Raw genomic sequence first — 13460 nt, 5'->3', positions numbered from 1 at the left:
GCGAACAAATGTTTATGATATGGACTTTTGTTTGTTCGAGGTTTACAATGAAGTCACGTAACAAGAGAAAGGAACATGCCGATGGATCGCGAAAATCAAATTCTTGCTCTCATCCGCCATAATCCGTTCATTACCCAGAACGAGATCGCGGAGAGCGTCGGCATTTCCCGTTCGGCGGTCGCCGGCCACATCGCATCGCTGACGCGCAAAGGCGTCATTCGCGGACGGGCCTACGTCACCGCGCAAGAGAACGCCGTTCTTTGCATAGGCGGCGCGAATCTCGACAGCAAGGCGACGAGCCTTAAGGCGATCCGTCCCGCCTCCTCGAATCCGGTTCAAGTCGAGTACGCTTGCGGAGGCGTTGCGCGTAACATTGCGGAGAACCTAGCGAATCTTGCCTGCGACGTGTCGTTATTGACCGTTATCGGCGACGATCAAGCCGGAGAATGGGTGCAGAGGGAAACCGCCGCCAGCGGCGTCAATACTGGACTAACTTATGTATTGCCCGGCGATAAAACCGGGTCGTACACGGCGTTGTTGGACCATACGGGCGAGATGTACGTCGCGTTCGCCGACATGAGCATCTACGATAAGTTTTCCATCCGAATGATTCAAGAGCGATGGTCGCATATCGCGGCTTCGAGGCTCGTGATCGCGGATACTAACATCCCCGCGGACTGTCTCGAGGAATTGATCAGACGTTGCAAGGATGCCGATCTGCCACTGTTCATCGATCCCGTATCGTCCAACAAAGCAGCGAAGCTTCCAGCGGATCTGACCGGCGTGACGGCCATCTTCCCGAATGCAGAGGAAGCGTTCGAGCTGTCCGGATTGACGCCGACGGATACTCCCGACTACCCTGCTCTTGCAGCTGCCATTCAGCGGCGGGGCGTCTCCCACGTGCTCATCACGCTCGGACAGCACGGCATTTTCTACGCTGGAGCCGGGCAGAGCTGGCTGCTGTCGCCTATCCCGACCGACATCGTCGATGTGACGGGCGCCGGAGACGCGTTCGTTGCCGGCGTCGCATACGGCATCCTGCATGATGTATCCTACTCGGACGCTTGCCGTTACGGCCTTGCCGCCGCGCACCTGACGCTGCGGACGAACCGCTCGGTATCGTCCGCTCTGAACGAAGACACCCTACACCATACGATCAAGGAGCGATTCGAATGAACCCCTACTTAACTTATACCGACGAAGTACGCGAGGCGCTAGCTTTGAGCAAGCCGATCGTAGCGCTGGAGACGACGATCATTTCGCACGGTATGCCATACCCGCAAAATATCGAAATGGCCCGCAAAGTCGAGGCCATCATCCGCGCCGAAGGAGCTGTTCCCGCCACTATCGGCATTATGGACGGCAAAGTGAAAATCGGACTCAACGAGCAAGAGCTCGAAGCGTTCGCCACGAACAAACACGTCGACAAAGTCAGCCGCCGCGACTTCCCGTACATGCTGTCCTCCGGCCGCATCGGAGCGACGACCGTGTCGGCGACGATGATCGGCGCGGCGCTCGCCGGCATTCATGTGTTCGCCACGGGCGGCATCGGCGGCGTTCACCGCGAAGGCGAGACGACGATGGACGTATCCGCGGACTTGACGGAACTGGCGCGCACGAACGTCGCCGTCGTCTGCGCCGGCGCCAAGTCGATTCTCGATATCGGCCGAACGCTGGAATTTCTCGAGACGCACGGCGTTCCGGTCGTCGGGTATAAGACCGACGAATTCCCGTCGTTTTACGCGCGGGAGAGCGGCTACGGCGTCGACTTCCGGCTAGACGAGCCGGCGCAAGTCGCCGATATGCTCCGCACGAAGTGGGAGCTCGGTCTGGAAGGCGGCGCGATCATCGCGAATCCGGTACCCGTGGAATCGGCGCTTAAGCAAGAGGAAATCGAAGGCGTCATTCAGCAGGCGCTTAACGAAGCGAAGGAGCAACGCATAACCGGCAAAAAGGTTACGCCGTTCCTGCTCGCTCGCATCAAGGAGCTGACCGCAGGTCGCAGCCTTGAGACTAACATCGCGCTCGTATATAACAACGCGAAAGTCGCCGCTCAACTCGCCGTCGCTCTGAAAGCCTCTAAATAATAGCTATCGACATGCGCAAGCGGTCGTCAAGCCTCCTCCTACAGAGGGAGTACCTTGACGGCCGCTTGTTTGCCGCTTAGCTGAATACCGGTTTCCTTCTTGCCGCTTGCGGCCAAATCCTTCAGCAGGCGCTCCAGCAGCTCTTTGGCTTGCGGCCCTTCCTTGCCTTGAATTTTCACGACGAATTGAACGGCGTTGCCCGTCGAGAGCAGCTTGTCCGCTTGCCTGCATTTCGTATCGTAATCGTGGTCTTCGATGCTCGCCGTCAACCGGATTTCCTTGACCTTAAGCGGCCCATCCTGCTTGCGGACGGCTTGTTTCTCTTGAGCCACTTCCTGCTTCGCCATGCCTCTGGCGACCAGCTTGCACGGAGGCGGGCTGCTGAAGAGCGACGTGCAAACGAGGTCCGCTTTAAGCTCGCGTGCCATGCGCAGCGCCTCGTCCCGCAATACGACGCCAAGATTCTCGCCGTTAAGTCCCGTCAGTGCTAGCTCGGACGCTTTAATCTTCTCGTTCATAAGGATCATGGTGATGGTTTCCTCCTCTTAGATGTTCAGGATTATTAAGTTATTAAACTACTTATGCATTTAAACATAATTTGGTATATTTGTAGGTTTTCGCGATGTTTTTGCTCGCGCTTCTCACTTATCTGAAACGAAAATAACCCGCCCAGGTCCGCACCGGTGACGGGTCATTCGTGGCTTAGCTCGGAGGTATCCCACCCAAGCGTTGTACAGGAGAACGGCTGGCGGGCCGTTCTCTTTTTTTGTAAATAATTCTATTTACATTTTATATCTTATCCATATGCCGCACAACTTAAAATTCTCCATTTCGAAGAATTATATGCCTACACCCGCTCCAACGCAAGCTCCCCCGTAACGGGGTTAGTCAGCGAGATTCGCGCCTCGAACGGCTCTTCGCCGTCTTGGCCGCCGAACTTGAGCTTGGCCGTCTTGCCCTTCTCGGCTAGACTCTTCACCATCGCATCGGTCAGCGAGCGGCCGAGGCTTTCCTTCCAGATAACGAAGCCGCAGCCGGTGCGGTAGTTGCTGCAGCCGTAGCCTTTGCGTCCCATGAACAGCTGCCCGCCGCAGCCCGGCCGAGGGCAAGCAGCGATCACGCCGGGCGAAGGCGGCGCGGCAGTTGCGGTAGCCGCCGAACCGGCAGCCTTAGCCGTTCGGGTTCCGGTGGAACGCGCGAAAGATGCGCCCGTGCCCGCCTTTGCAGACTTCGCGTCCCCTTTACCGCTCTCACCGGAAGTCTTCCCGCCTTTGCCGCCCTTGCTCCCCGCCTGCGGTTCAGCCGAGGCGAACGCGTTCTTCATCGCCGGACGTTGATCGCTGACTTTGGCGATGATTAACCGCGTAAACTTCTTCACGTTCTCCATGAACGTGTCGGCGGACGCTTGTCCGCGCGAAATTTCGTTCAATCTGCGCTCCCACTGTCCGGTCATCTCCGGAGAAGTGAGCAGCTCGACTCCCGCTCCGCGGATGAGCTCGACGGCTATGCGTCCTTTTTGCGTCAGCATGATCCGCTTGCCCTGCATGTCCACGTACCCGACCTGCTTCAGCCGCTCGATCGTCGCCGCGCGCGTCGCCGGCGTGCCGAGCCCCGAATCCTTCATCGCGTCGCGCAGCTCGTCGTCCTCGATCTGCTTGCCCGCGCTTTCCATCGCCTTCAGCAGCGTGCCCTCGGTGTAATGCTTCGGCGGCTGCGTCTCCTTAGCCTTCACCTCGGCGTCTTCGCATCGCACCGATTGCGTCGCATCAAGCTCGAACGGAGCATCTGTCTCCTCCGCCTCGTCCTCTTGCGCAGGGCCGGATCCGCTGTCTTCCTTGCCGCTGTCCTTGCTCTTGGGACCGTCTTTCTTGCTGTTCTCCTGATCGCCAGCATAAATGATCTTCCAACCGAGCGACAACAGCTGCTTCACCGTCGTCTTGAAGCTCTCTTGCTCCACCTCGGTAAGTACCGTATGTACCTTATATTCCGCCGCCGGATAGAAGTGCGACAGGAACCGCTTCACGATCAGATCGTACAGCTTCTTCTCGTCCGGGCTCAGCCCCTGTGGCTTCTTCATCGTCGGCATGATGGCATGGTGGTCCTCGACCTTCGACGGATTGCACACAGCCTTGTTCCCAGTATGGACGAACCGCTTGTTCGCCCCTGCGACGAATTCGCCGTAGTCCGAAGAGCTGCGCATCGAATCGAGAATCCGGTGCATCTCCGGAATGTTCTGCTCGTTCACGTAGTTGGAGTTCGTACGAGGATAGGAGATAACCTTGTGCTTCTCGTACAGCGCCTGCGCCGTGTCGAGCGTCTTCTTCGCGGAAAAGCCGAACTTCCCGTTCGCTTCCCGCTGCAGCAGGGTCAGGTCGTACAGCTTGAACGGATATTCCTTCGTATCTTTAACCTCATAGCTGGCGATCGTGCCGGTCTTGCCTTTGACCTTGGCCGCGATCGCGTCGGCTTTATCCTTATCCGTAATCCGCTCCCCTTGCCAAATGCCGCGATACGTCGTCGCCGCTTGGGTGAACGAGCCGGTAATATCGTAGAACTTGAGCGAGTCGAACGCTTCGATCTGCTTCTGCCGGTCGTAGATCAGAGCGAGCACCGGCGTCTGCACGCGGCCAACGGAAAGAAGCTCGTTATGCTTCGTCGTGAAAGCCCGCGAGCCGTTCATCCCGATCAGCCAATCCGCTTCGCTGCGCGCCCTTGCCGCTCGGGTCAAATTCAAGTATTCCTCGTTGTCCTTCAGCTCGTCGAACCCTTTGCGTATCGTCTCTGCCGTCAGGTCGGAAATCCATAACCGCTTAACCGGCTGTCGCAACCCAAGGTGGCGTACGATAAGCGAGAAAATATGCTGCCCCTCGCGCCCCGCGTCGCACGCGTTAACGAGCGCGTTACTACGCTCCGCAAGCTCCTTGATCACCTGCAGCTGATCCTTCGTACGAGGATTCGGCAGCAGCTTGAACGCGTCCGGTATGATCGGAAGGTCGCCGAAACGCCATTTTTTATACTTCTCATCGTACAAGTCCGGTTCCGCCAACCCGATGAGATGGCCGATCGCCCAGGTGATGATGAACTTGTCTCCTTCAAGGTACGAACGTCGATTCTGCGCCTTCGGCTCAATGACGGCGGCGATGTTGCGGCCCATGTCGGGCTTTTCCGCGATAATCAGCGTCTTCAGGTCTGCTCGTTCCTCTCCGCGCCAAGCATGAACGGTCGTCGCCTCGCTTAGAAAGGCGGATCACGTTCATGTCATAGGTTATTCAGAATAAAATGACCGCGAAGCTCATTCGTTATGAGTAACGAACAACGAACCCCCGGCAGACAGAAGGCCGTCGGCCGGGGGCGTTCTTCGCCACGTATTGTATACACAAAATCATACCACGGGTTCGTCGATCGCGCTATATGCCTATCGGCTGACCATAGGATTCAACGACGGAGCTCGAGAGATGGATAAAGCTTCCGCACTATGGGCAAGGCCGCGTGAATCATGCAAATAATGTTAATTGGTTACATTGAACAGGCGTTTTGTGGTTTAATAAGAGGTAACTTCTGACCCACTGGAGGGATCGTTATGAGGATTGAGCATTTTTTGCTACCCAAGGATCGAGTGGCGTACCTCTCTGCTGGCGCCACGATGCTCGATGCGATTACGCATCTGGAGCGCTGTAACTACTCGGCCATCCCGGTAATCGACGAGACAGGCAAATATATCGGAACGCTATCCGAGGGCGACCTGCTATGGAAGCTGAAGAACACGCCCGGTCTTACGTTCGATAACCTGGACACCATCCCCGTCACCCAAATCAAAAAACGCATCCATCACGAATGCGTTCAACTGGGCGCTGATTTGGACGACATGCTGCAGCTTGCGGCGGACCAGAACTTCGTTCCGGTCGTCGCCGACGACGGACTATTCATCGGCATCATAAGGCGCAGAGACATTATCGAGTATTATACAAGGAATATTACGGATTGACGGAAACCGGGTTTGCTTCGAGAAAGCTGCGGCGAACCCGGTTTCTACTATTATGGGTCAACACTTGTACCTCTCGTGATCTCGGGCGTTCGGATGCAAGGGTCGTCCGTGAAATGAGGCAGCGTAATCCGATTAAATCCGCTTTCGTCGTATAAGTCGAGCACCGGCAGCGCGTATAGGCGGCCAATGTCGCGAACGGCCTGCGCTGGAGCGGCGTCCAGAGATTGATCCTGCTCGCGGGATTTACGGAGAGCAGATGCTCGCGGCGATCGTCCGGAACGCGCCGTAATACGTCGTCTCTTCGCGACTATGCGGCATTCCGATCGACTTGCCCAGCCTGTAATCGTTTACGCTCCGGCAAACACCTGAATTCCGATACGAGAGTAAAGAAAGACCGAGAGCAAGTTTGAAATCCAGCACCGCCATAAAAACAAAATGAGGATGGAGCAGATATAGAGCCTGCTCCATCCTCATTTGTCTCTACCAGTGAATTATGAATTCACTTATGGGACAGCCCCCTTGGCGATCCATTAACGATACAAATAGCTTTATTCTCTTGAATACACCAACGGATTGATCGGACTTGCCGCAACATCACCGGGCTTCAGCCCAGGGAACCATGAAGCAAGGTCATTCTTCCTTGCATTACTGTCGGGTTCAGCTATGATCGAATCGTCGGCGATGTAGATGATCGTCATAACTTCTCGCATTTGATCCGTAGGATTATTCGGCGCGCTGTGCAGCGTCCAGCCTGCATGGAACGTGGCATCTCCGGCCTTCATCGCGCCATAATTCACGACATCCAACCCTTTCGACTCGATGTACGCCGCTAATGTCCTGTTCGACTCGTCCGAAATCACTTGCTTGCTGACGAATCCATTCTTATGAGATTCGGAAGCGAACGTCATGGACCCTACTTCTTCCGACACATGAACTAACGGCATCCACATCGTAATCGTCTTGTCCGTATCGAGAGGCCAATAAATCTGATCCTGATGCCAAGGCGTATGTCCCCCGCCAGGTTCCTTGAACAAAGCTTGATCGTGATAAATCCGCACTCCCTTGACACCCATCAATTCGGCGGCAATTTTAGCGAACCGCTTGGCCATTACAAAGCGCTTGACGGCTTCGCTATGCGTCCATAAGTTCCCGATTTGAATAAAAGCTTTGCCGTATGTATCTCTTTCATTCAGCGGAACATTCTGAGTATTCAATTCCTTAACCAATTCTGCTATGACTTCGCGGTATGCGGCGATTTCCTGTTCGTCGGCGGCGCCTCGAACAATCGCATGTCCGTTCTTCTGATAGGCTTCAATGAATTCTTTTGTCAATTCGACTTCTCTATCCAATACAGACAACTGCTGAAGATCCCGCTTATCGCTCAATGTAAGCCCTCTTTTCGTGTGATAATAATTGAATTATAATGTTTCGTAGAACGCCTGTCTTTGTGATCGTTGCTTATTTCATTTGTCAAAAATGATGGAGATACCAGGAGGCCATACATGCTGGACTTATCGGAATTGCAAAGAACGCAGCCGATCTTACCCTATATCCGCGAATGCGACTATGCGATTCGTCTCCCTTATTACTTCCCCTACCGTAAGCTGCTGGATTATCTGATTATATACGTTCAGGAAGGAACTCTAATCGTGCACGCGGATAACCAGGAGCATAGGTTCACTAGCGGCGATTTCTGCTTGCTGCAGCCCGGAACGATCCACGATTTGCACGGCTTGACGAATACGATAACACCCTATGCCCATCTTGATTTTTTTTACCAGTCCGATCGCGAGCTCAGCTTCCCGACGCGCGCCGGTCAAACCGATGTGACGGCATATCAGCAATATATGCAGCCCAAGCTGAACGACCTGTCCGGCGTCCGGATTCCGATCGCGCTGAAGCCCAAAGAACCGGTTCTCTTCCGAGACCGGTTGCTTGAGATGATGAAGAACTGGCGCGATCCGAGTCCGCTTCGGAAGCTGGAATCCCAGTGTCTGGCTATGGAGCTCGTCTGTTCGATCATTCGCGATCACAGTAAGGACGACAATCTATCGTCATCCTCGGTCCAGTCCTTCAACTGGATTACCTCATACTTCTCCTTCCGCTTATCCGAGCCATTATCCATTCAGGACATGGCCGGCAGAGCGAACTTGTCCCCTTCCCGATTTCGGGAATTGTTCAAGCAGGAATTCGGCATTCCGCCTCATCAATATTTATTAAATCTAAGAATTCAGCACGCTCAAGAGCTGCTGGCAACAACTGAGCTATCGCAAGATAAGATCGCCGTTTATTGCGGCTTTGCGGACGTCCATCATTTCTCCAAAATGTTCCGAAAGCGCGTGGGACGGTCGCCTGGCAGCTATCGCAGCGAAGTACGACCCTAGCAGGCAGGAGGCATTACAGCCTCTCCAGCTTCGTCACTCTGCCGTCGGCAATCCATTCCGCGGCATATACGTTCCCTCTGGAATCCACGCATACGCCGTGAGGCGAACTAAACCGATCGTCTCGGTAATACTCCTTCGGCAAATTCGGCCAACCCGGTTGCTTGTAGGCTCGCTGATCTTCGCCCAAATGGGTAATCAACGTATCGTTCTTGTCGAAGATCGTATATCGACTGTGCAAATCCGGGAAATACATCTCGTCTCCGGCGAAGAAGAAGCTGCAGGGCTGGTCCATGTCGTTATCGAACATCCGCTTGAACTGCCCATCCATCGTGAACACTTGAATACGCGAATTGCCCCTGTCGGCTACGTACAGCTCCGGCTCCCGGCTTCGCGGATTTACGGAGAGACCGTGGGGGCATTGGAACTGGCCCGGCTCCGAGCCGGTACCTCCCCAAGATTGAATGTAGACTCCCTCGGAGGAGTAGCGATGAATCCAATTCTGACCGTAACCGTCCGAGATATAGATATCGCCAGTCGGTCCAACCGCTACATCCGTGGGAACATATGGACGCTCCGCATCGTATAGGCCCGGAGCATCTGGGACGCAGATCTTCAGCAGCTCTTCGCCTTCAAGCGTCAGCTTAACCATCAGTCCGCGGTTCGTATCTGTCACGTACAGAAACTCGCCATTCTGATCCCGATGCAGGTAGAAGCCATGCGCTCCGCCTTCGAAGGAATGGCCGAATGCACGGATGAACTCTCCTTGCTCCGTGAAGACGACGATCGATGGCGTGCCGGTATGGAACACGTACACCCGATCCTCCGAATCCGTCACGATGCCATGCGTATAACCTGCCTGTACCGAAGCAGGCCACTTGGCCCAACCTTGAACGACCCGATAAGTATGCGAGTTCGATCCTACGATCACCCTAACTCCTCCTTCAATCTATGGCTTCATCTTTCTTCTGAACGACAGGCATCATCATTCCGTCGTCCATTCCCATCATGCGCACGCTGTCGGAGCTGTCATCGTCCTCATCGGATAGGAATACTTCTGTCCCGAATGCGGGCTCGGCATAAGGAAGATGCGTTCTTCCTCTCGCCAATATTTGCCGATAATTGCCCGAATTTCCTTCGTAGCCGTCATGATCCCATGGAATCCAGGAACGCGCATTGCAATAGTGACACACATACGAACGGCGGTAACGATCCGTCGTACGGTTCGGATACGAGCGGTGAAAGAGATGGGAATGGAAGAATAGCACGTCCCCCGCCTTCATGGTTACGGGAATCGGCGGAGGATAATGAGCGACGACCTTCGATAAGGTGTTGACATCATCGTCCAGATGACTGACATTCTCGACTGAATTCAAGTCGCTGAAGGCATCGACGGCATGAACATGCCCCCCCCCAGCATGAGCCGCAGGGTAGATCGGCTCATGGTTCGAGCCTGGCACCACCCATAAGCAGCCGTTCTCTTCATCGACATCTTCAAGCGCAATCCAAGCTCCGATCAAGGTATCCGGGAGCGTCTTGACATAGTAGGAGTCCTGATGCCAGCCTTGCCCGCCCCTTCCGGGAGGATTGAGAAACATCATCGACTGCAGCGCATACACATCCGGACCGACCAACGCCTCGATGACGTCCAGAATACGCGGATTAAGCATGCCCTGTTCTGCATCGGAATTGACTCTAGACAGCATATGGACGCGGGTCGCACTAACGAATTCATCTTTTAACGGATCTTTGCTCGACGGGTCGGCTTGGCTTATGTCGGTTTTGATGCCTAACCTGGATTGTTCAGCCAGATTGAACAGCATACGGACGTCATCCTCGGCCAGCAGTCCCTTCGCGATCAGATATCCGTCTCGATGATATTGCGTATAATCCTTCACGCCGACCAAGTATCGATCCTGCCGCTGCCTGGATTTCTGCGTATAGTTGTTCCCCATTATCGAATCCCTCCGTGAATTTTATCCCCGTTCGTTAGAGTCGGGTAATCGGTAAGCTCTGATGTCAGGCAGTTCTTCCTTCGTAACGGTAAAAGGATGCTGATATAATTTGTTCAACATGTGCGCTTCCGTATAGTGTTCCGTGTAAACCTCGCGATCCTGTTCCTTCTTCCAGATGAAGTCTCCGTACCACGTGCAGCACCACGCCCATGGGACACCATCGCGAATCAATTGATCAGGATCGGGCAAAGGCCCATTCTCCGACAATGCAACGATCTTGTTCACTGCCGTATAGGAGAGTGCGAGATTGAACCTCTCCGCTTGCGAGGAGTAATCCCTCGCGGGTCCATAGACATCTTCTCCGATGATATCGACATATTCATCTCCCGGATACCAATCGCGGTGCTGCCCGTTCCACACCCAGATAAGATTGTTCAGTCGATGATGATGGGTCATCCGATCGTACATCAGCTTCCATAGCTTCAGGTAAGGCGTCGGACCTTTCGCACCCCACCAGAACCACGCCCCCGACGCTTCGTGAAGCGGTCGCCACAACACCGGGATATCCGCTTCCTGCAATCGCTTCAATTGGCTGGCAATGGCATCGATGTCGCGAACGATCAGTCTGTATGCTTCGGACGATTGATCGTCCATCGCTTTCCCCAGATCGAAGGTGGTTGATTGGGTATAGAATCCGCTGTGCCAATAGCGATCGGGCCCCTCATCGATTAGGTCCATCGGAGCGTTCCAATGCCAACAGAAAGTAACGAGGCCGCCTTCCTTGCCCCATTGAATGGCCAATTCTGTATCGGTACCGACCGTCCCTCTTTCGACGCGAGACGGCGAGTCATTCATGAAGTCAAATCCGATGAGAGCCGGACGCAGTCCGGTCTGCTCATGGATGATCTCGATCTCCGGCATCGATACGACGCCAATCTGTTGCCCTGTCAACATCCGATGCCCATAGATGTCGCATAAATAGGTCATTAAGCGCTTCGTATGATCCGTCGCATTAGGGTTGATAAGCTGGGGCTGTACTTGCAGTCTGGAATCCGCGTTCATCGGCTGATGTTTTTGTTGCATATCGTCCGCTCCTTGACTCATACATACTCCAATAATCATTCTTGCTTGCTGTTGCATTAAAGCGTGAATCTGCTGAGCGTTTCTTTCAGCGCAGCAGACAATCCCTCCAGTTTCCCGGACAATTCGACAAGTCCGTCGCTCGCATGACGCTGTTGAACCGTAAGCGATGCGACTTCCTCCGACGTGGCCGAAGCTTGCTCGGAAACCGCGCTAACATTGGACATCGATCCGGACAGTTCTACCTGCACCTTGTCCAAATCTCGGATCGAACGGGTTGCTTCTTCCATATCGGAAATCAATTCGCCCATCTGTTCCCTTACTCGTCTGAACAGCGAGTCCGTGTCCTTCACGGAACTCATTTGCTCCTGGAATAGCGGATACGCTTCCGTAAGAACATTCACCGTTTCCTCAATCTCGCCCTGGATGAGCTCCGTAATCTCGCCGACAACCTGGATCGACTGGCGGGATTGATCCGCAAGCTTGCGGATTTCTTCGGCTACGACCATGAACCCTTTCCCTGCGGCGCCGGCGCGGACAGCTTCAATAGATGCGTTCAAAGACAGAATATTGGTCTGATTCGTTATGCTATTCAGCATAATAAGGATTTTACGAATGGAACCGGTGCTTTCTTTCAGCTTCTCGACTTTGTCTATCATCGATCTAGTCATCGATTCCGTCTTGCTCGTTTTACCGATTAATCGGTTCATTTGTTCGGTACCGTCTTCGCTAACTTCCACCATTTCCGCAGCCGATTGACTCATCTTCGAATTAAAGCGAACGACTTCGGCTACTCGAGAGCTTAAATCGACCGTAATACCGTTTCCCTTCTCCGCCTCAGATGCCAGATCGCCGGCTCCGGCTGCAATCTACTCCGTAGCGGCCGAAATTTCCTTGGCTGCGAGCGCGGTACTTTGGGATACGGAGGACAACTCGGCTGCAGTCGACAGAACTTCATCTGCGGAGCGATTCGTATGCTGCACAAGCTCCGTAATGGTATCCATCATCCGATTGAAGGAGTGTCCGACTTCGCCGATCTCATCCTTCCTGCGAATGTTTGCCCGGACGGTCAGGATGCCTTGTTCCCCTTCAACCATTAGATTCCGCAGCCTGATGAGCGGTCTGCCCACAGTCGCTACCATATAGACGCCAATCAATACCGTAACTACTGCCGCAACGACCAGAATCATCCAGACCATGTTCAAGATTTGTTTGGAGTCGCGGACTAATTCGCTGACCGGCACGGCGGTCACCATGTACCAATCGTTTCTTTCTATCGAACGGGCGTAGGATACGAGCTGTATCTGACCTTCCTCATTCGTGAAGGTCTCTTTGCCGATCGACGATCGTTGTTCGCCGTTCTCGGACAGCCGAATCGCGAACCCGCTTCCGATGAGCTCCGGCTGCTCCGAGTAGATGATCGTATCGCTGGCGTTGACGATCGCCTTGACACCTTGATCGCCCAAGTCCAGGCTTCTCAATTGATCCGCGAGCGCGTCCGCCTTAATTTCAAGCATGACAACATAGGCCGGATTACCCGTTGCCGCATCTTTCACCAGCCGGCTCATGCCGAAGGTCGGCTGCGAATCGCCGGATATTCCTTCCGGATTCGTATCCAACCAGACCAGATCGCCGCCTCGTTCAATCGCCTGAATGAACCATGGCTCCTTAGAGAAATAACCTGCCGCCTTCTCGAGCTTGACCTCTTTCGCCTCCAGGTTTTTTCCGCCGGCCGACGTAAGCAGCGCGCCGCTTGGCAGCACTAACTTCACGCCATACACATATTTGTCCGTAAAGATCGAGCCCCGGATCAATTTCGTGAAGTCCAGCAGCGCTTCTTCCTTTAGCTCCCTTGCGAGATCCGGCCCGTTACCCGGGGGCAGCTCATTATATTTCTTGAAGGCCGCGCTGAACGATTCCTCCGCGACGAAGCGCAGCATAATTTTCTCGTAGCTCTCGTATGTCATTTTCA

The 13460-nt window shown here is 54.3% G+C and carries 13 protein-coding genes; 4 read left to right on the top strand and 9 right to left on the bottom strand.

Going from position 1 to position 13460, the window contains the following annotated elements; genetic code table 11:
• The first annotated feature begins 75 nt into the window (after positions 1-75).
• Positions 76-1176 (top strand): carbohydrate kinase, encoded by a 1101-nt coding sequence (locus tag ACFPQ4_RS04700; protein ID WP_378110615.1) that lies wholly within the window; start codon positions 76-78, stop codon positions 1174-1176.
• The gene (locus ACFPQ4_RS04695) at positions 1173-2087 is read left to right on the top strand and encodes a pseudouridine-5'-phosphate glycosidase (protein WP_378110614.1); all 915 of its coding nucleotides are present in this window, start codon (positions 1173-1175) and stop codon (positions 2085-2087) included. Before ACFPQ4_RS04700 ends, ACFPQ4_RS04695 begins: the two co-directional genes overlap by 4 nt.
• 38 nt (positions 2088-2125) lie before the next feature.
• On the opposite strand, the gene infC is transcribed toward ACFPQ4_RS04695, so the two are convergent.
• Together infC and ACFPQ4_RS04685 are read right to left on the bottom strand one after the other, a co-directional pair.
• The gene (gene infC / locus ACFPQ4_RS04690) at positions 2126-2614 is read right to left on the bottom strand and encodes a translation initiation factor IF-3 (RefSeq protein WP_378110613.1); all 489 of its coding nucleotides are present in this window, start codon (positions 2612-2614) and stop codon (positions 2126-2128) included.
• 320 nt (positions 2615-2934) lie between these two features.
• A complete protein-coding gene (locus tag ACFPQ4_RS04685) occupies positions 2935-5274 on the bottom strand; it encodes a type IA DNA topoisomerase (RefSeq protein WP_378110668.1) in 2340 nt (779 codons plus the stop codon).
• Positions 5275-5667: 393 nt separating this feature from the next.
• On the opposite strand from ACFPQ4_RS04685, the gene ACFPQ4_RS04680 reads away from it, so the two are divergent.
• A complete protein-coding gene (locus tag ACFPQ4_RS04680) occupies positions 5668-6072 on the top strand; it encodes a CBS domain-containing protein (protein WP_378110611.1) in 405 nt (134 codons plus the stop codon).
• 243 nt (positions 6073-6315) lie between these two features.
• Here the strand turns inward: ACFPQ4_RS04680 and ACFPQ4_RS04675 are convergent, their stop codons facing one another.
• Entirely contained in the window at positions 6316-6540 is a 225-nt protein-coding gene (locus tag ACFPQ4_RS04675; RefSeq protein ID WP_378110610.1) for a hypothetical protein, read from the bottom strand.
• An 80-nt stretch (positions 6541-6620) separates the two neighbouring features.
• A complete protein-coding gene (locus ACFPQ4_RS04670; RefSeq protein WP_378110609.1) occupies positions 6621-7457 on the bottom strand; it encodes a phytanoyl-CoA dioxygenase family protein in 837 nt (278 codons plus the stop codon).
• A 117-nt stretch (positions 7458-7574) separates the two neighbouring features.
• Here ACFPQ4_RS04670 and ACFPQ4_RS04665 point away from each other — a divergent pair, with 117 nt between their 5' ends.
• Complete coding sequence (locus ACFPQ4_RS04665; protein WP_378110608.1) at positions 7575-8456, top strand: helix-turn-helix domain-containing protein; 882 nt, start codon at positions 7575-7577, stop codon at positions 8454-8456.
• Positions 8457-8469: 13 nt separating this feature from the next.
• Here the strand turns inward: ACFPQ4_RS04665 and ACFPQ4_RS04660 are convergent, their stop codons facing one another.
• From ACFPQ4_RS04660 to ACFPQ4_RS04640, 5 genes are all read right to left on the bottom strand, one after another.
• Complete coding sequence (locus ACFPQ4_RS04660) at positions 8470-9384, bottom strand: NHL repeat-containing protein (RefSeq protein WP_378110607.1); 915 nt, start codon at positions 9382-9384, stop codon at positions 8470-8472.
• Positions 9385-9397: 13 nt separating this feature from the next.
• Positions 9398-10408, bottom strand: a complete 1011-nt coding sequence (locus ACFPQ4_RS04655) for a phytanoyl-CoA dioxygenase family protein (protein ID WP_378110606.1) — start codon at positions 10406-10408, stop codon at positions 9398-9400.
• A 21-nt stretch (positions 10409-10429) separates the two neighbouring features.
• Positions 10430-11491: a glycosyl hydrolase gene (locus tag ACFPQ4_RS04650; RefSeq protein WP_378110605.1), complete on the bottom strand. Its 1062-nt coding sequence runs from the start codon at positions 11489-11491 to the stop codon at positions 10430-10432.
• Positions 11492-11547: 56 nt separating this feature from the next.
• A complete protein-coding gene (locus tag ACFPQ4_RS04645) occupies positions 11548-12252 on the bottom strand; it encodes a methyl-accepting chemotaxis protein (RefSeq protein WP_378110604.1) in 705 nt (234 codons plus the stop codon).
• Between the two features lie 105 nt (positions 12253-12357).
• The gene (locus ACFPQ4_RS04640) at positions 12358-13455 is read right to left on the bottom strand and encodes a HAMP domain-containing protein (RefSeq protein WP_378110603.1); all 1098 of its coding nucleotides are present in this window, start codon (positions 13453-13455) and stop codon (positions 12358-12360) included.
• Positions 13456-13460: the final 5 nt, after the last annotated feature.

It is taken from the genome of Cohnella yongneupensis, assembly GCF_042655785.1.
GTDB classification, from domain to species: Bacteria; Bacillota; Bacilli; order Paenibacillales; family Paenibacillaceae; genus Cohnella; species Cohnella yongneupensis.
The sequence above is the reverse complement of the archived record's forward strand: the minus strand, read 5'-3'. Positions and strand labels throughout refer to the sequence as shown.